Source organism: Evansella sp. AB-P1 (assembly GCF_029688925.1).
Lineage (GTDB): Bacteria > Bacillota > Bacilli > Bacillales > Salisediminibacteriaceae > Evansella.
The window spans coordinates 96751-116192 of record NZ_JARUKY010000001.1; the positions used below are offsets into that span (position 1 = coordinate 96751).

Below are 19442 nucleotides of genomic sequence, written 5' to 3' on the forward strand. Positions count from 1 at the left end.
AGGGGATTATCATGTCAAAAGCTTATGAATCTGCTGGTGTAAACATTGAAGCAGGATATGAAGGAGTCCGAAGAATAAAAAAGCATGTTGAATCTACTAAACGTCCTGAAGTAATGGGTTCCCTTGGAGGCTTTGGAGGATTGTTTGACCTTTCTTCCTTCTCATATAAAGAGCCAGTTCTCGTTTCTGGTACAGATGGTGTTGGAACGAAGCTTCTCATTGCACAGGAAGTGGGGAAGCACGACACGATTGGTATCGATGCTGTAGCAATGTGTGTAAATGACATTGTCGTACAAGGAGCATCCCCTTTATTTTTCCTAGATTATTTAGCTTTGGGTGTCAATGATCCTGAGGTTGTTGAAAAAGTAGTTGCTGGTATTGCAGAGGGCTGTCGCCAATCAGGTGCTGCGTTAATTGGTGGAGAGACGGCTGAAATGCCTGGACTTTACAAGCCAGAGGAATACGATGTTGCTGGATTTGTCGTTGGAATCGCAGAAAAAAGCGAATTGTTAGATCCTAACAATGTACGGGAGGGCCATGTCCTTATTGGTCTTCCGTCAAGCGGGGTTCATAGTAATGGCTTTTCCCTTGTTAGAAAGATCGTTTCCGATCACGGCTTAACATGGTCTGATTCTTTTGAGGGGACGGAAAAAACGTTAGGAGATGTTTTTTTAGAACCAACGAAAATTTATGTGAAAGCCTTGAAACCATTTTTCAGTAAAGGGATTATTCATGCAGCTGCTCATATTACAGGTGGCGGTTTTATGGAAAATGTACCGAGAATGCTCCCAGAAGGCTTAGGTGTTGAAATTTATAAAAATTCTTGGACAGTTCCACCTGTGTTTCACTGGTTAGGTGAAAAAGGGAATTTAACAGAGCTTGATTTATATGAAACCTTTAATATGGGGATCGGTATGGTGTTAGCGGTTAGTCCTGAAAAGGAACAAGAAGTGTTAGCTTTGTTGAAGGAGAATGGAGAAGAGTCAACGGTGATAGGGAAAGTTGTTTCAGGTTCAGGTGTGAATATGAAGGAGGAGAAATAATCATGAACCTGGCAGTATTTGCATCTGGAAGTGGAAGCAATTTTGAATCTTTAGTTAATGCAGTTGAAAAGGGACAGTTGAAAGCAGATATTAAACTACTCGTCTGTGATAAAAAAGACGCTTATGTCATTGAACGAGCAAAAAATCATGGAATTCCTGTCTTTTTGTTTCAACCGAAGAACTATCCGACGAAAGCAGCTTTTGAAGAAGAGATTTTATGTGAATTGCAAAATTGGAACGTGGATCTCGTCGTTTTGGCTGGCTACATGAGGCTAATAGGCCCAACGCTACTAGCAGCTTTTGAGCACCGTATTATTAATATTCATCCATCGTTACTCCCAGCTTTTCCTGGCTTAGATGCTATCGGACAAGCTTTTGAAGCAGGTGTAAAAGTTAGCGGAGTGACGATCCACTATGTTGATGCAGGGATGGATACTGGACCAATCATTGCTCAAGAATCTGTGAAGGTAGAAGAAAGTGATACGAAGGAAGATCTTCAGAGAAAAATCCAGCAGATAGAACATGATTTGTACCCAACGACGTTACAACGGGTAATTGAACAAATGACGAGGAGAGTGTAACCGGTGAAAAAAAGAGCATTAGTAAGTGTTTCAGATAAAACAGGTATTATTCCATTCGTACAAAAGCTTGAAGAGCTAGGTGTAGAGATCATCTCTACTGGGGGAACAAAGAAGGCTTTAGCAGAGGCTGGAGTGAAGGTCATTGGTATTGAAGAGGTAACACAATTCCCTGAAATGATGGACGGTCGTGTAAAAACTCTTCATCCAAATATTCATGGGGGATTATTAGCAAGAAGAGACAGTGAAGCTCATTTAGCTGCAGCAAAAGAGCATGGCATTGAGTTAATTGATTATGTTATCGTGAACCTTTACCCATTCCAGCAAACGATTGAAAATCCTGAATCTACGTATGCCGATGCTATTGAGAACATTGACATTGGTGGACCTTCCATGATCCGTTCCGCAGCAAAAAACCATGCTTCAGTGGCAATTATTGTAGATGCTACTGATTATGATGGTGTTGTTGCAGAGCTTGAGTCTGCTGGAGAATTATCTATAGAAAGTAAGCGAAAGCTAGCAGCAAAAGCATTTCGCCATACAGCGGCTTATGACGCACTAATTGCAGAATACTTAACGAAGGAAGTTGGAGAGGAAGCACCTGAAAAGCTTACAGTAACATACAACCTAAAGCAAACTCTCCGTTATGGAGAAAATCCTCATCAAAAAGCTAGCTTCTACGAAAAGCCTTTAGGGAATCCTACATCACTTAGTCGTGCGAAGCAGCTTCATGGAAAAGAGCTCTCCTATAACAACATAAACGATGCAGATGCAGCATTAGCTGTTATTCGTGATTTCAAAGACCCTGCAGTTGCAGCAATTAAGCATATGAACCCATGTGGGGTTGGTATCGGTGAAACAGTGTTTGATGCTTATATGAAGGCTTATGAAGCGGATCCAGTGTCCATTTTCGGCGGAATTGTTGCTTCTAATCGTGAAATAGATGGACAAACTGCAGAAAGAATGAAAGAAATTTTCCTAGAAATCATTATCGCACCAAGCTTTACAGAAGAGGCTATGCAAATCCTTACAGAGAAAAAGAATTTACGTTTACTAACTGTAGAGTTCCAAGAAAACCAACCGGTAGAAAAGTACGTTACTAGCGTTGCTGGTGGTGCGTTAATGCAGGAAGTAGATAAGCTAAGCTTTGAAGATGCTACAATTACAACGGCAACGAAACGTGAACCAACTGAGGAAGAATGGAAGCAGTTGAAAATGGCGTGGAAGGTTGTCAAACATGTTAAATCTAATGCCATTGTGTTAGGGAAGGCTGATCAAACAATTGGTATTGGTGCAGGACAAATGAATCGCGTTGGATCTGCTAAGATTGCCATTGAACAAGCAGGTGAGCAAGCGAAGGGTGCTGTACTTGCTTCAGATGCGTTCTTCCCAATGAATGATACAGTGGAAGCAGCAGCTAAAGCTGGAGTTACAGCCATTATTCAACCTGGTGGCTCCGTTCGAGACCAAGATTCTATTGATAAAGCAGATGAATATGGAATTGCAATGGTATTCACTGGAGTAAGACACTTTAAACATTAAAATGAATGATTAACCGAAGCCATAGAGCTAATGCTTTATGGCTTCTATATAGACGAAGGGGAGCGATCATGTTGAAGGTTTTAGTAATAGGCACTGGTGGTCGAGAGCACGCACTATGTTGGAAGCTTAAAGAATCGATGGAAGTTGACGAGGTTTTTGCAGCTCCAGGTAGTGACGGAATGGCTAAAGACGGAATAACAACGGTAAATATCGCTGAAGGAGATCACGATGGATTACTGCATTTTGCTAAGGAAAACAATATTGGAATGACGATTGTTGGTCCTGAAGCGCCCCTTGTTAGTGGTATTGTCGATGTTTTTCAAAAAGAAGGCTTAACGATCTTCGGTCCTACAAAAGGAGCAGCGGCTATTGAAGGCAGTAAACAGTATGCAAAGGAAATCATGAGAAAATATCATATTCCAACGGCAGAATACGAAGTGTTTACGGACATTGATCTAGCAAAAGCTTATGTAAAAAAGCAAGGTGCTCCGATCGTAGTAAAGGCCGATGGTTTAGCTGCTGGAAAAGGGGTTTTTGTTGCAGAAACAGAAGAAGCAGCATTGGATGCCTTAGATGAAATAATGGGTGAACGAACATTTGGTGAAGCAGGTGCTTCTGTCGTTATTGAGGAATGTCTTCGTGGTGAAGAATTGTCTTTAATGGCTTTTGTAAATGGTGAGGTTGTTGTGCCAATGGTTCCTGCTCAAGATCATAAGCGTGCATTTGATGGTGATACTGGTCCAAATACTGGAGGTATGGGTGCATATTCCCCTGTTCCTCATATTGATAGTAGCCTAGTTCAGGAAGCGGAAAAAACGATTTTACGACCAATGGCAAAAGCAATGGTTGTAGAAGGAGTCTCTTTTACGGGGATCTTATATGCAGGCTTAATGATGACTGAGGATGGTCCAAAGGTTATTGAGTTTAATGCTCGCTTTGGTGATCCTGAAACACAAGTGGTATTACCAAGACTTCAAACAGACTTGCTAGAAGTGTTTCAACAGGTTCTTAATGGAAATGAGTTGAAATTATCATGGTCTGAAAAGGCATGCGCAGGGGTCGTGTTAGCATCGGAAGGTTATCCTGGTAGCTACGAAAAAGGTACGTTAATGTCGATACCTGAAGCAGCTGATACAGACCAAAAGTGGTTTCATGCAGGTACGAAAAAAACAGATACCGGTTGGGTAACGAACGGTGGAAGAGTTATTTTGTTATCGACGTTAGGTTCAGATTTAGAGCTTGCCTTCGAAAAGACGTATGAGTCGTTGAACAAACAGGAATGGAATGGTCTTTTCTATCGATCTGATATTGGCAAGAGAGCTTTATCATTGTCGAAGGATAAAGAATAATGAATTAGCATGTGGGCGCGAGAGAGGTAAAAGTTATGGGGGGTTGCAAGGGCTTATGCAATCCCTCTTCTAAGAAACACAAAGGAAAGAGCTTTTATGAGAGATGTCTCATAAGGCTCTTTCGTCTTTCTTGAAAGGTAAGAATTTTTTCTCTACGAAAAGGATCGCTATTGTTCCTGCAAAAAAGGAAAAAAGAGATTTGCAGTCGTATAGAGAGTCACCAATGAGCCTGCAAAAGGGAAAAAAGAGATTTGCAGTCGTATAGAGAGTCACCAATGAGCCTGCAAAAGGGAAAATAAGATTTGCAGTCGTATAGAGGGGCGCCAATGAACCTGCAAAAGGAAAATGAAGATTTGCAAGCATATAGAGGTGCGCCAATGAGCCTGCAAAAGGAAAAAGCAGGTTTGCAGGCATATAGAGGTGCGCCAATGAGCCTGCAAAAGGAAAAAAGCAGATTTGCAGTCGTATAGAGGGGCGCCAATAAGCCTGCAAAAGGGAAAAACAGGTTTGCGGTCGTATAGAGGTGCGCCAATAAGCCTGCAAAAGGAAAAAAGCAGGTTTGCGGTCGTATAGAGGGGCGCCAATGAGCCTGCAAAAGGAAAAAAGAGATTTGCAGTCGTATAGAGGGGCGCCAATGAGCCTGCAAAAGGAAAAAAGAGATTTGCAGTCGTATAGAGGGGCGCCAATGAGCCTGCAAAAGGAAAAAAGCAGGTTTGCAGTCGTATAGAGGGGCGCCAATAAGCTTGCAAAAGGAAAAAGCAGGTTTGCAGGCATATAGAGAGTCGCCAATGAACCTGCAAAAGGAAAAAAGAGATTTGCAGGAAGAAGGAAGATGTCCATTGAACCCGCAAATATTTCTTCCCACAAATAGTAAAAGAATAGTTGTAGGAAACTTATTTGACTAGTAGTATTTCAACTAAAGAACCGGGCGATTATGCCCGGTTCTTTACAAATTCCTTTAAGTTGGATTTATTGGTAACTTCTCTCCTTCAGTTTCCACTTCCTCAACGTTATCATGAACTCTTTCTTGATATAAATATGTTATAGGACAAAAACGGGTTATCCCCTCTGCAACCTTCATGGCACCCATTATTGCTATAAAAAATGGTCCAGACTCTGAGGGGCGACGAACGAGCTTAGAGGTAGCCCATGCAAGGGTTGTAAGTCCACATGTTATTCTAATTAAAGCATTCAATAAGCCGATATTTGGTTTCATATCAAAAAAACCTCCAAATTTAATGATTTTGTAATATAATCTTTAACGATTTAAAGGGTAAATATGATAACATAGTAAAAAGACTTAAAAAAACTGGGTGATCAAAATGGTGAAAGGAATTTCACATTATTGGACTAAAGCAGAAATACGTAAGCAACTAGAAGTCATTCGTGGGAATACTGCCCCGTCGAAAGTGATAACTAATGCCCAATGGTTAAATAGTGTTCGAAAATGCTGGATGGAAGGGAACATTTGGATTTATAACGATCGCATCATTTATGTTGGTGATCGATTACCGAAGTTTATAGATAGTGAAACGGAAGTTTTTGATGCTACAGACCACTATGTGGTCCCTGGTTATATCGAGCATCATGCTCATCCTTTTCAGTTATATAATCCCCTAACTTTGGCTCAGTATGCATGTCAATTAGGAACAACAACTTTAATTAATGATAACCTACTTTTCTTTTTACAGTTAAATAAAAAGAAAGCGCTTACTTTATTGAACGACTTGCAAAATACGTCTGCAACGTTACTTTGGTGGGTTCGATTTGATAGTCAAACAGAGCTTCTAAAGGAAGAAGAACTTTTCGCTTATTCAACGTTTAAGGCATGGTTGGATCACCCTTATGTAGTTCAAGGGGGAGAATTGACAGGCTGGCCAAGTGTATTAGATGGTGATGATACAATTCTTCATTGGATGTTAGAAACGAAAGATGTTAGAAAGCCTATTGAAGGACACTTTCCTGGTGCTGGAGAAAAGACGTTGACGCAAATGGCAATTCTTGGTGTTGATAGTGACCATGAATCTATGTCTGGGGAAGATGTCATTCGACGTATTGATTTAGGTATGACAGCCTCTTTAAGGCATTCTTCTATTCGACCAGATTTACCGAAGCTACTTACAGAGCTTCATGACAGTGGGATGAGACACTATGACAAATTATTAATGACGACAGATGGTTCACCTCCTAGCTTTTTTAAAAATGGATTTATGGATGAGCTAATTAAAATTGCTATGGATAATGGGGTGCCGTTAATAGAGGCTATAGGGATGTGTACGTATAATGTTGCAAAGCATTATCATTTAGATGATACATTAGGAATGATTGCTCCAGGAAGATTAGCGAATATAAATATACTTTCTTCATTAGATAATCCTCTTCCTAAGCATGTTCTTGGGAAGGGACAGTGGTTAAGAAAAGATAATGAAGCTTTCAGCCTTAACGAGAAATTCCCATGGGAGAATTATGGCTTTAAATCGTTCGACCTTGACTGGGATCTTAATGAAGAGGACCTTCACTTTTCTATTCCAGTAGGGCTAGAAATGGTGAACGAGGTAATATTAAAGCCTTATCGGGTCGATCAAGATTTAACGTTAGAATCATTACATGATGAAAAAGATGAATGTTTCTTTATGCTTATTGATCGTCATGGTAAGTGGAGCTTAAGCACCGCAATAAAGGGATTTGCGAAAAACTTACATGGTTTAGCAAGCTCTTTTTCAAGCTCTGGTGATATTATTTTAATAGGTAAAAATAAGGAGGGCCTTTTGCAGGCTTTTCACGAACTAAAAAAACAAAAAGGTGGTATTGTTGTTGTTGAAAAAGGTGGACCAGTTGCATCTATTCCTTTAGAAATTGCCGGATTAATGTCAGATCAACCTGTGGAAGAGCTAATAAATAAGGAAAAGCATCTAAAAGATATTTTAGCTAAACGAGGATATTCTTTTGCTGATCCAATTTATAGCCTATTATTTTTCACAGCAACGCACTTACCGTATATTCGTGTCACTCAAACAGGAATAGTGGACGTAAAAAAGAAAAAAGTACTCTTCCCTTCAATTATGCGTTAAACTAATAAAGTGAATAGATTAAAGAAAAAAGTGAAAGGTTGATCTTATCATGAAACTAGCAAGAAACCTCCTAATTGTTGCACTTATACTTTCGTTAACTGTTCTTGTAGCATGTAGATCTAGTAATGAAGCATCTACGAACAATAATCATAACAATGAACCCGATAATTTAATAGAAAATGAGAATGAAGAGGAAGAAATTGAACCTATAGAAGAAGAGGTAGAGCCTACTGTTCGTTACCCTTTAACAGGACTTGGTGCTGAAGAGGGTACAGATATAGACTATAGAGCTTTTGGGGTTATGATTGAAAATTCTAATCCTGCTAGACCACATTCTGGCTTATATCAAGCAGATATTGTCTACGAGATATTATCAGAATATACAATAACGAGATTTTTAGCTTTGTATCATAGTCAGAAGCCAGAACGGATTGGTCCATTAAGAAGTGCTCGCGCTTATTATGTACATTTAAACAGAGGCTTTGATGCTATTTATGCACATTTTGGAGGAAGTCCAGGTGGGGTAGAATTAGCTGGGAGTGATTATGTAGATAATATAGATGGACGGTTTTATGAAGGACGTTTTTTCTCCCGTTCAACAGATCGAGTAGCACCTCATAATGCCTATACAACGTATGATGATTTGCTTGCAGGTGCTGAACAAATTGGTTACGAAATGAACAGAAGACCTCCTGAGCTTTATTTTGCAGATGAACTTGAAGCTGAGGAAAGTGAAGCTGTTACGAGAGTAGAGATAAACTATGGAAGTCAAATTGATAGTGTGCAGTTTGAATACGATGAGGAACGAAAAGCTTATCATAGATTTAATGGTGGCCAAGCCTCAATTGATCAAGAAACGGGAGAACCAGTAGCTCCCAAAAATGTCTTTATTATAGAAACGAGTCATAGAGTGATTCCTAAAGGGGAAAACCATGTGGATGCAGGGTCGAACCGAAGAGAAATTGATATCACTTCTGGTGGCCGTGGATACTTAATTCAAGAAGGTTTTGTTCAAGAAGTAGAGTGGAAAAATGAGGATGGTATTATCCTTCCTTATAAGGATGGGGAACTTGTTCCATTCTTACGTGGCCAAACGTGGATTAATGTTGTGCCATCAGGGAACGGCGGAATGGAGACTAATGTAACGCTATTAAACGAAAACGAATAATCGTTCTGTTAATCATAACTGTTGGAAGGGAGACTATTTGATGCAAATTGATAAATTACGAGGAAAAGAATTGGATCAATTATTTGAATCTATTTTAAGTCTTAAAGACAAAGAAGAATGCTATCAGTTTTTTGATGATTTATGTACGATGAATGAGATTCAGTCGTTAGCGCAACGTCTTGAAGTTGCTCGAATGCTAATGGAAGGTTACACCTATCAGCGAATTGAAAAAGATACAGGTGCGAGCACTGCAACAATTTCCCGTGTGAAGCGTTGCATTAATTATGGGAATGACGGCTATCAGATGACATTAGATCGTGTACGTGAAAGTAAACCAAATCCTTAAAGGAACAGTAAATAAAAATTTACACTATGTAGCATGCAATTTTCATCAGGTGGTTCATCCGATGATGGGCGGACGTCTTTCATCACATGCATAAATATTTAACATATAATCGTATCTCCTTTAATTGGAGATACGATTTTCTATTCTTCTAATGAGGAACTTGTCTTTTTTTGATATACTATTCAGCAGGGTAACTAACAATGAAGGCACCTATCTAAGTGAGGTGGAGGAACAAAAATGTTAGCATACAAAGATTGGAAGCATGCATTTAAAATAGATCCGAATAAAGAACTTTCTGATGAAAGCTTAGAATTGATTTGTGAATCTGGAACTGATGCAGTTATTGTAGGTGGAAGTGATGGAGTAACAGAAGAGAACACGATTCAATTATTGATGAAAATCCGTCGATATTCCGTTTCCTGTGTTCTAGAGGTTTCTAATCTACATTCTATCGTTCCTGGGTTTGACTATTATTTAATTCCTTCTGTATTAAATACAACGAACGCCACATGGATCAACGGTCTACATCATCGTGCAATTAAAGATTTTGGTCCTATAATGGACTGGGATGAAGTGTTAGCAGAAGGGTATTGTGTATTAAATAGTGATTCGAAGGTAGCACAGCTTACAGATGCACAAACTAACCTAGATAATGAGGATATTATTGCTTATGCCAGAATGGTGGACAAGCTTTTTCATATGCCTATATTTTATCTGGAATATAGCGGCAAATATGGAGATCCGCAGATCGTGAAGGAAGTGAGCCAGGTGATGGAAAATTCAAAGCTTTTTTACGGCGGAGGGATCAACACGCCAGAAAGAGCAAAGGAAATGGCTGCATTTGCTGATACAATTATAGTTGGAAATATTATTTATAAGGATTTAAATATGGCATTAGAAACTGTAAAAGCGGTAAAGAACTAAGTATACAAATTTTAGTAATTACGATAAAATAAAGTTAAAAGAACGTATGTTTGGGTGGTGGAGGAATTGGAAAGAATGAAGGATCAACTTTTACAAGGATTAAATAAGGAACAACAGGAAGCAGTAAAACATGGGGATGGACCATTATTAATTATGGCAGGTGCAGGTAGTGGAAAAACAAGAGTACTAACTCATCGCATTGCTTATTTAATAGGTGAAAAAGGTGTACCTCATTGGTCTATACTGGCTATTACATTTACGAATAAAGCAGCAAGGGAAATGAAGGAACGTGTAGCGCGTATTGTTGGTGGAGCATCAAATGAAATTTGGATTTCCACCTTTCATTCTATGTGTGTACGTATTTTAAGACGAGATATTGATCGAATTGGGGTAAATCGAAATTTTACTATATTAGATGGTTCAGACCAACTTACGGTAGTAAAACGAATTTTAAAAGAGCTGAATATTGATACGAAAAGGTTTGAACCTCGTGCAATTTTAGGGACCATTAGCTCTGCTAAGAATGAATTAAAAACACCAAAGGATTATGAAAAGACAGCAGCGGGACCATATGAAAAAACCGTTCTTCAAGTATATGAAGCATATCAAAAGGAATTGAAAAAAAATGATGCGTTAGATTTTGACGATCTTATTATGACAACGATTAAACTATTTAAACAAGTACCAGAGGTGTTGGAATATTATCAACGTCGTTTTCGGTATGTGATGGTGGATGAGTATCAAGATACAAATCGTGCACAATATGTATTAGTAAAAATGATGGCTGAACGACACCATAATATTTGTGTAGTTGGTGACTCAGACCAATCTATTTATCGTTGGAGAGGTGCAGATATTGAAAATATTTTATCCTTTGAAAAAGATTATCCTAATGTAACTGCCATTATGCTTGAACAAAATTATCGTTCTACGAAAAAGATTTTACGAGCTGCAAATGAAGTGATCGAAAACAATATGAATCGGAAACCTAAAAAGCTGTGGACAGAAAATGATGACGGGGAAAATATTACTTATTACGAAGCTGATTCTGAGCATGGGGAATCTCACTTTGTGGTAGGTAAAATAAAAGAGTACACTGATTCAGGGGCATTTAAGCCCTCTGAAATTGCCGTTCTTTATCGTACGAATGCTCAATCTCGTGTGATTGAGGAGATGTTTGTTAAATCTAATCTTCCATACACCATTGTGGGAGGTACAAAGTTCTACGACAGAAAAGAAATTAAAGATTTACTTGCCTATTTACGCCTAGTCACGAACCCAAATGACGACATAAGCTTCAGACGGATAATAAATGTCCCACGAAGAGGTATTGGAGCAACTACACTAGCAAAAGTAGAGGATTATGCAGCAAAGAATGATTTATCTATTTTTCAAGCGATAAATGAAGTGAGACATATTGGATTAAGTGCCCGATTTGAAAAAACGTTAACTGAGTTTGCTCATCAGCTAAACGGTTGGGTACAAATGCAAGACTACCTTTCTGTAACAGAGCTTGTAGAGGAGTTACTAGAGAAAACAGGTTATCGAGAAATGCTGAAAAATGAAAAAAGTTTAGAAGCAGAAGGTCGATTAGAGAACATAAACGAATTTTTATCTGTTACAAAAGAATTTGAAGAAAGTAGTGAGGATAAAACCCTTATTGCTTTTTTAACTGATTTAGCATTAATTGCAGATATAGATAAAGTAGGAGCTGATGAAGAGGAGGAGAAACAGGACCAAGTTCTTCTTATGACATTACACTCTGCCAAAGGTTTAGAATTCCCATTAGTGTTCTTGATTGGCTTAGAGGAAGGGGTATTTCCACATAGCCGTTCTCTTATGGAAGAGGCTGAGATGGAGGAAGAACGTCGCCTCGCTTATGTAGGGATAACCCGAGCAGAGAAGCAACTGTTTTTATCACGGGCGAAAATGAGAACACTATACGGTCGAACAAATATGAACCCTCCGTCAAGATTTTTGAGAGAAATTCCAGAGGAGTTATTAGATGGAATGAATCAATCGAAGGAAGAGTCCATGCCTGCTTGGATGAGATCATCTCACCGAACGGGAATGGGGGGAGGAGCCTCATTTGGAGGAAGTATGAATGATCGTTCCTCAAGAAGTACTACAAGTGGACAACCTAGTAGAACTCCTGTAAAACAACGTTCTAATACGACAATTACTGGTGGTCAATCCTTTGATTGGGCTGTAGGAGATAAAGCTTCACATAAAAAGTGGGGGATCGGCACAGTTGTTAGTATGAAGGGTGATGGAGAGAATATTGAATTAGATATTGCTTTTCCAGAGGTAGGTATTAAACGTTTATTTGCAAAATTTGCACCGATTACGAAACAATAGGGTGGGATAATAAAATGACAGTGAAAGATGTACAGCACGAGATTAATCGTTTAACTGATGTATTAAATGATTATGCTTATCATTATTACGTACTTGACCAGCCGAAAGTGTCTGACGCCGAGTATGATCAGCTATTAAATGAGTTAAAGAGATTAGAGGAGGAGCATCCTGAGCTTAAGCGTGATGACTCGCCTAGTGAACGGGTTGGGGGACAGCCATTAGAGCATTTTGTAAAAGTACAGCACGATATCCCAATGTTAAGCTTATCTAATGCCTTTAATGAAAATGATCTGCGAGATTTTGATCGACGTGCGAAACAAAACCTAGGTCATGAACCGTCTTATAGTTGTGAGCTGAAAATTGATGGTCTAGCTGTCACGTTAAAATATGATAAAGGTCGTTTTGTTCTAGGTGCAACTAGGGGCGATGGGACAACGGGGGAAGATATTACAAACAATTTAAAGACGATTCCATCCATTCCACTCCGATTAAAAGAGGATGTGACGATAGAGGTTCGTGGAGAGGCATTTATGCCAAAGCGTTCCTTCATAAGATTAAATGAAGCAAGGGAAGAGAACGGAGAAGCTCTATTTGCTAATCCACGAAACGCAGCTGCTGGGTCATTACGGCAGTTAAATCCAAAAATTGCTGCTAAACGAAATCTAGACATTTTTATCTACTCTGTTAGCCAACTAGAGGGGAAAGAAATGGCGTCCCACCACGAATCGTTAGAATTTGTTAAACAATTAGGTTTTAAAACCAATGACCAGCATAAATATTGTAGAAACATTGAAGAAGTCATTGCTTATTGTGAGGACTGGTTAGGTAAGCGTGCAGATTTACCTTATGAAATTGATGGAATTGTTATTAAGGTAGATGCGTTAAAGGATCAAGAGGCACTGGGATTTACTGCGAAAAGCCCTCGCTGGGCAACAGCCTATAAATTCCCTGCAGAAGAAGTGGTAACTACTCTAGTAGATATAGAATTAAGTGTTGGGCGAACTGGTGTTGTGACACCTACAGCTATTCTAGAACCTGTTTCTGTAGCTGGTACAACAGTAAAACGAGCATCCCTTCATAATGAAGATCTTATTCGCGAAAAGGATATAAAGCTTGGAGATAAAGTTACGATAAAAAAAGCAGGTGACATTATTCCAGAGGTAGTAAATGTACTTACTAGCCATCGAACTGGCAATGAGCTTGACTTTAACATGCCAAAAGAATGTCCGGAGTGTCATAGCGAGCTTATCCGTATAGAAGGAGAGGTAGCGTTACGCTGTGTAAATCCAAAATGTCCTGCACAAATTAGAGAGGGTCTCATACATTTTGTCTCGAGAAATGCTATGAATATTGATGGCTTAGGTGAGAAAGTGATTACACAGTTATTTGATCATGACCTTGTAACGGATGTAGCAGACCTATATAAGCTACATCGAGAGGAATTATTAAAGCTTGAACGTATGGGTGAAAAATCTGTTGATAATCTTCTAAAGGCAATAGAGACAAGTAAAGAAAATTCTTTAGAGAAGCTTTTATTCGGATTAGGAATTAGGTACGTAGGGTCAAAAGCTGCCAAAACCCTTGCACAGCACTTTGAAACGATAGAAAAGCTTCAGGGAGCAAATCGTGAAGAGCTGGAAGCCATCGATGAGATTGGTGAGAAAATGGCTGACTCCATAGCAAGCTATTTTGAAATGCCAGAGGTAAATGCTTTGATAGAGGAGCTGCAAGGACAAGGAGTAAATACAGATTATAAAGGACCTCGACTACAGACGGAAAACGAAAGTACTTCATTTTTTAGTGGGAAAACGATTGTCTTAACAGGTTCAATGGAACAGATGACCCGTGATGATGCAAAAGTAGAAATAGAAGCAAGAGGTGGAAATGTTACTGGTAGTGTGAGTAAAAAGACAGACTTATTGATTGCTGGTGATAAAGCAGGGTCAAAGCTTACAAAGGCACAGGACTTAAACATTGAAATTTGGAACGAGGAACGATTACTCCAAGAATTACAAAATAATGATTGATTTACTGAAGAGGTAAAATGGTGAGAGGTGTGATGGAAGGATGAAGAGTAAACTAACGATAATTATCGTTTCCATTTTGCTCGTTTTAACAGGATGTGTTCCTTCCCTTGAACGGGGGGAAAATGAGATTATTATAGTAGAAGAGTCGGATGGAGTAGAAGAGCAGCAATATATAATTACACCAACCATTGATACACCGGAAAACTTTTATCGAAATGTGCTACAGGAAGATGGTTCTTATTATCGTAGCCCTGCAAGAGGAACGGTTGCACCATTTATGAACAACAGGATCGATATTAATCAATTTGAATTAGGATTGATGGAAGTAGCGACAACGAGATTTAGCCAAGATCGTTATTTTTTTCGTGAAGGAAATACGTTAAGTGGTAATGAAATAAATAGCTGGTTACGTAGATATAATCCGAATGAGGACAGGTATCGTCACGGATTAAATCCTTCCTTATATGATATTGAAGTAGATGGTGAAGGTAATGAAACAGCTGAAGAAGAAGAGTTATCACTAGAGGAATTAGAGGAACGAATGAGAGAAAGACCACAGGTATTATCACATCTAATTGAACATCAATACTTCTATCAAACGGAAGATGAAAGGGTTGAATTAGGTGGCATTGTTATAGGTCTAGCATTAAACTCTGTCTACTATTTTCGTTTAGAGGATGATAGGGGATTATATACGTTCCATGAGCAACCTTTAACTGATGAAATGATTGAAACAAAGGGGAGAGAGATTGCTCAAGAAGTTGTGTTTCGACTTAGAGGGAGACCTGGATTAGAAGAAATTCCTATTACAATAGCATTATATCGTGAAGAAAGAAGGGGATCCATTGTACCTGGTAGCTTTATTTCTATGACTTCTTTAGATGCAGAGGAGGCAGTTATAGATGACTGGGAGGCAATTAATGAAGAATATTACTTTTTCCCATCAGCAGAAGCTCGTAGAGAGTACCCGAATGAGTCAAATAACTTTAACCAATTTAGAGTTGAAGTAGAGGAATTCTTTGGGAGATCTATAGGCATTGTAGGGAAAGGGAGATATAAGAACGAACTCTTAGAAGAAATGACCATTGAGTTAAATTTACAATCCCATGGAAAGCCTGAAATTGTTGCTTTGACACAATTTATAAGTAATCGGGTGAATAATATTTTCACTGCATCGGCGCCTATATATGTTTATGTAAACTCTGTACATGGTCCAGAAAGCCTAATTATTTATTATCCTAATGAGGAACCGTATATCCATATTTATAAATAAACGTTTTTTTTAAGTTGCTAGGCAAGCGGATGATTACACCCATTCGCTTGTTTTTTCTAAAGATAGAAAGTAAAAAATTTTCACTCTAAGTAAGGTGTCTAGGAGACAGGATCTCGATGATTTAACCGTTGCCTACAGGACGTAGGCTGTACTTAGGCGGAATTGGGGCGGCTTGCGCTTTTCTTATTAAAGTGACACAGAAATATTTTAACTAGTCTAAAAAATCATGAAGTAAAATTTGTTAGCTCATTGCTTGTCTAGTTGTTATTTGGTATTATCATACTATTGTAATGCAGTGGAAAACATAGGTTATAGAGGAAGTTGGAGGTGGAAAAAATGGAACGTATTTCAAAGGAACAAGTGAAACATGTTGCTAACTTAGCTCGTCTAGAGTTTTCAGAAAAGGAAATTGAGCTGTTTGCAAAGCAATTAGATGATATTATCTCGTATGCAGAGCAATTAAACGAGCTTGATACAGAAAATGTTGAACCAACATCTCACGTCTTAGATGTGAAAAACGTACTTCGAGAAGATGAAGTAAAGCCTTCATTAGATCAAAAGGATGTTATGAAAAATGCGCCAGATCATGAAGATGGACAATTTAAAGTTCCATCTGTTCTTGAGTAAAAGGGGGGATAAGAATGAGTTTGTTTGATCACCGAATATCAGATATACATGAATTGTTACATAAAAAAGAGTTGACTGTTACTGATTTAGTAGATGAATCATATAAAAGAATTCAGTCTGTAGAAGGAAAAGTAGACGCTTTTCTTCATTTAACAGAGGAGGCTGCACGAAAAAAGGCAGCTGAGCTGGATTCGAAGGTAGCTGCAAATGAGCTGTCTGGTAGCTTGTTTGGTATTCCAGTAGGAATTAAAGATAATATCGTTACAAAAGGAGTTCGTACCACTTGTGCAAGTAAGCTATTAGAGAACTTTGAACCAATTCATAACGCAACTGTTGTAAATCAATTAATGGATGCACAAGCAGTTACTATTGGTAAATTAAATATGGATGAATTTGCAATGGGCTCTTCTAATGAAAACTCTGGTTTTAAACCAACGAGAAACCCGTGGGATCTTGATCGAGTACCAGGAGGTTCTAGTGGTGGGTCTGCAGCTTCTGTTGCAGCAGGAGAAGTATTTTTCTCCTTAGGATCAGATACTGGTGGATCTATTCGAGAGCCAGCTTCCTTTTGTGGTGTAGTTGGAATGAAGCCTACATATGGACGAGTATCACGATTTGGATTAGTGGCATTTGCTTCCTCACTAGACCAGATTGGTCCAATAACACGTACCGTTGAGGATAATGCATTCGTCCTTCAAGCTATATCTGGTCACGATAAAATGGATTCTACAAGCGCTAATGTAGATGTCCCTCATTTTTCTGCAGGATTAAACGAAGGGGTTAAAGGATTAAGGATCGCTGTTCCTAAAGAATACTTAGGTGAAGGTGTTAGTACAGAGGTGCGAGAACAAGTGATGCAATCTCTAAAAACATTAGAAGGACTTGGAGCTACATGGGAGGAAGTTTCCCTTCCTCATTCTAAGTATGCAACAGCAGCTTATTATTTATTAGCATCCTCAGAGGCTTCAGCAAACCTAGCTCGTTTTGACGGAATTCGTTACGGCGTACGTGTTGAAGAGGATAATTTAATAGAAACGTATAAAAAATCTCGTAGTCAAGGATTTGGAGACGAAGTGAAGCGAAGAATTATGCTTGGTACTTTTGCATTAAGCTCTGGCTATTACGATGCTTATTATAAGAAGGCTCAAAAAGTTAGAACATTAATTAAGCAGGATTTTGAAGAGGTATTTAACAAATTTGATGTCATTATTGGACCTACTGCACCGACAACAGCATTTAAAATTGGTGAGAAAGTAAATGATCCATTAACGATGTATGCTACGGACATTTTAACAATTCCAGTGAATTTAGCTGGGGTTCCTGCCATCAGTGTTCCTAGCGGATTAGCAGGTGGATTGCCGGTTGGTCTTCAAATAATCGGTAAGTTCTTTGACGAAGCAACTATTTATCGTGTAGCTCATGCTTTCGAACAAGCAACAAACTTTAATGAGTTGAAACCAAAACTTTAAGGGGGGATCAGGAATGAGCTTTGAAACAGTTATCGGACTTGAAGTCCATGTGGAATTAAAAACGAAATCAAAAATATTTTGTGGATGCTCGACAGAGTTTGGTGCACCGCCAAATACTCATACTTGCCCAATTTGTCTTGGTCACCCTGGTGTTCTCCCAGTTTTGAATCGACAAGCGGTAGAGTTTGCTATGCGAGCAGCAATGGCATTGAATTGTGAAGTTGCAGAAGTTACGAAATTTGACCGAAAAAATTATTTTTACCCAGATAATCCAAAAGCATATCAAATATCTCAGTTTGATAAGCCAGTAGGAGAGCATGGTTGGATTGATATTGAGGTAGATGGGAAATCAAAGAGAATTGGAATTACTCGTATTCATTTAGAAGAGGATGCTGGGAAACTTACTCATGTGGATGGCTTAGGTCATTCGTTAGTAGATTTTAATCGTGTGGGAACACCACTTGTTGAAATCGTATCGGAGCCAGATATTCGCACACCAGAAGAAGCATATGCTTATTTGGAAAAATTAAAAGCGATCATGCAGTATATTGAAGTATCTGACTGTAAGATGGAAGAGGGATCATTACGCTGTGATGCAAATATCTCTTTACGTCCAACTGGTCAAGAAGAATTTGGAACAAAGACTGAATTAAAGAATTTAAATTCCTTTGCGTACGTACAAAAAGGTCTTGCATATGAAGAGGTCCGTCAGGCAGAGGTATTATCATCAGGTGGAGAAATTCTTCAAGAAACTCGTCGCTGGGATGAGAATGGAAATAAGACTTTACTAATGCGTGTAAAAGAAGGATCTGATGATTATCGTTATTTTCCAGATCCAGATCTTGTTGATTTCCATATTGATGAGGCTTGGAGAGAGAAGGTTCAAAAGCAAATACCTGAGCTTCCAGATGCTCGACGAAAACGTTATGTGGAAGAATTAGATCTTCCTCCTTATGATGCATCTGTGTTAACGCAGCAAAAATCAATGAGTGATTATTTTGAAGTGTGCCTAAAGCATGGTGGTCCAGCAAAGCCAGTGTCCAATTGGTTAATGGGAGAAGTGAATCGTTATTTAAATAGTAATGATATGGAGATAGAAGATGTTCCAATGACTCCTGAGGCCCTAGTGAAAATGATTACACTTATTGAAAAAGGAACAATTTCTTCTAAAATTGCAAAAACGGTTTTCAGTGAACTAATCGAAAAAGGTGGAGATCCTGAACAAATCGTAAAAGACAAAGGTCTCGTCCAAATTTCTGATGAGGGTGAAATTCTTAAAATGGTTAATGATGTATTAGATCAAAATGATCAATCCATCGCTGACTTTAAGGAAGGTAAGAAAAAGGCAATTGGTTTCCTTGTTGGACAAGTAATGAAGGCTTCAAAAGGGAAGGCTAATCCACAATTAGTAAATCAACTGTTAGTACAGGAAATCAATAAACGTTAGGTGAATAAATAAAGAAAGCTCTGCCCTATTTCTATAGGTGCAGAGTTTTTTATTTTTCTGTATTACGGTACATATATAGAGAAATTCCCTCAAACAGTGGAAAAGTAAATTTGCAATAAATATAGAAGGGTCCAATAATTCCGCAAATAGTGGAAGAGTGAATTTGCGGTAATATAGAATTCACCCAATAACCCCACAAACAGAAAAGGCAACACTAGTT

At 38.7% G+C, this 19442-nt stretch carries 16 protein-coding genes; 14 read left to right on the top strand and 2 right to left on the bottom strand.

Translation table 11 applies throughout. The features are described 5' to 3' along the window. The first annotated feature begins 11 nt into the window (after positions 1-11). From purM to purD, 4 genes are all read left to right on the top strand, one after another. The gene (gene purM / locus QA612_RS00430) at positions 12-1043 is read left to right on the top strand and encodes a phosphoribosylformylglycinamidine cyclo-ligase (protein WP_278281762.1); all 1032 of its coding nucleotides are present in this window, start codon (positions 12-14) and stop codon (positions 1041-1043) included. Then, positions 1043-1624: a phosphoribosylglycinamide formyltransferase gene (purN, locus tag QA612_RS00435; protein ID WP_278282100.1), complete on the top strand. Its 582-nt coding sequence runs from the start codon at positions 1043-1045 to the stop codon at positions 1622-1624. The genes purM and purN overlap by 1 nt, the downstream gene beginning before the upstream one ends. A 3-nt stretch (positions 1625-1627) precedes the next feature. Continuing rightward, the gene (purH, locus tag QA612_RS00440; protein WP_278281763.1) at positions 1628-3163 is read left to right on the top strand and encodes a bifunctional phosphoribosylaminoimidazolecarboxamide formyltransferase/IMP cyclohydrolase; all 1536 of its coding nucleotides are present in this window, start codon (positions 1628-1630) and stop codon (positions 3161-3163) included. Positions 3164-3234: 71 nt separating this feature from the next. Continuing rightward, on the top strand, positions 3235-4512 hold the full coding sequence (purD, locus tag QA612_RS00445) for a phosphoribosylamine--glycine ligase (RefSeq protein WP_278282101.1): 1278 nt from the start codon (positions 3235-3237) through the stop codon (positions 4510-4512). A gap of 108 nt (positions 4513-4620) precedes the next feature. On the opposite strand, the gene QA612_RS00450 is transcribed toward purD, so the two are convergent. Continuing rightward, positions 4621-5352: a hypothetical protein gene (locus tag QA612_RS00450; RefSeq protein ID WP_278281764.1), complete on the bottom strand. Its 732-nt coding sequence runs from the start codon at positions 5350-5352 to the stop codon at positions 4621-4623. A 118-nt stretch (positions 5353-5470) separates the two neighbouring features. Beyond that, positions 5471-5728, bottom strand: a complete 258-nt coding sequence (locus QA612_RS00455; protein ID WP_278281765.1) for a YgaP family membrane protein — start codon at positions 5726-5728, stop codon at positions 5471-5473. A 106-nt stretch (positions 5729-5834) separates the two neighbouring features. Between QA612_RS00455 and QA612_RS00460 the strand changes: the two genes are divergently transcribed. From QA612_RS00460 to gatB, 10 genes are all read left to right on the top strand, one after another. Beyond that, positions 5835-7583: an adenine deaminase C-terminal domain-containing protein gene (locus QA612_RS00460; protein ID WP_278281766.1), complete on the top strand. Its 1749-nt coding sequence runs from the start codon at positions 5835-5837 to the stop codon at positions 7581-7583. A gap of 49 nt (positions 7584-7632) precedes the next feature. Then, positions 7633-8751 carry a DUF3048 domain-containing protein gene (locus QA612_RS00465; RefSeq protein ID WP_278281767.1) on the top strand — a complete coding sequence of 373 codons (1119 nt, stop codon included), beginning with the start codon at positions 7633-7635 and terminating at the stop codon, positions 8749-8751. Between the two features lie 40 nt (positions 8752-8791). Further along, the gene (locus QA612_RS00470) at positions 8792-9097 is read left to right on the top strand and encodes a YerC/YecD family TrpR-related protein (RefSeq protein ID WP_278281768.1); all 306 of its coding nucleotides are present in this window, start codon (positions 8792-8794) and stop codon (positions 9095-9097) included. 237 nt (positions 9098-9334) lie between these two features. Next, positions 9335-10021 carry a heptaprenylglyceryl phosphate synthase gene (gene pcrB / locus QA612_RS00475; RefSeq protein ID WP_278281769.1) on the top strand — a complete coding sequence of 229 codons (687 nt, stop codon included), beginning with the start codon at positions 9335-9337 and terminating at the stop codon, positions 10019-10021. Positions 10022-10087: 66 nt separating this feature from the next. Then, positions 10088-12379, top strand: a complete 2292-nt coding sequence (gene pcrA, locus QA612_RS00480) for a DNA helicase PcrA (protein WP_278281770.1) — start codon at positions 10088-10090, stop codon at positions 12377-12379. A 14-nt stretch (positions 12380-12393) separates the two neighbouring features. Then, positions 12394-14406 carry an NAD-dependent DNA ligase LigA gene (gene ligA / locus QA612_RS00485; protein ID WP_278281771.1) on the top strand — a complete coding sequence of 671 codons (2013 nt, stop codon included), beginning with the start codon at positions 12394-12396 and terminating at the stop codon, positions 14404-14406. A gap of 40 nt (positions 14407-14446) precedes the next feature. Then, positions 14447-15679 carry a CamS family sex pheromone protein gene (locus QA612_RS00490; RefSeq protein ID WP_278281772.1) on the top strand — a complete coding sequence of 411 codons (1233 nt, stop codon included), beginning with the start codon at positions 14447-14449 and terminating at the stop codon, positions 15677-15679. 336 nt (positions 15680-16015) lie between these two features. Beyond that, positions 16016-16306 carry an Asp-tRNA(Asn)/Glu-tRNA(Gln) amidotransferase subunit GatC gene (gene gatC, locus QA612_RS00495; protein ID WP_278281773.1) on the top strand — a complete coding sequence of 97 codons (291 nt, stop codon included), beginning with the start codon at positions 16016-16018 and terminating at the stop codon, positions 16304-16306. Positions 16307-16320: 14 nt separating this feature from the next. Then, on the top strand, positions 16321-17775 hold the full coding sequence (gene gatA / locus QA612_RS00500) for an Asp-tRNA(Asn)/Glu-tRNA(Gln) amidotransferase subunit GatA (protein WP_278281774.1): 1455 nt from the start codon (positions 16321-16323) through the stop codon (positions 17773-17775). A 13-nt stretch (positions 17776-17788) separates the two neighbouring features. Further along, the gene (gene gatB, locus QA612_RS00505) at positions 17789-19222 is read left to right on the top strand and encodes an Asp-tRNA(Asn)/Glu-tRNA(Gln) amidotransferase subunit GatB (protein WP_278281775.1); all 1434 of its coding nucleotides are present in this window, start codon (positions 17789-17791) and stop codon (positions 19220-19222) included. Positions 19223-19442: the final 220 nt, after the last annotated feature.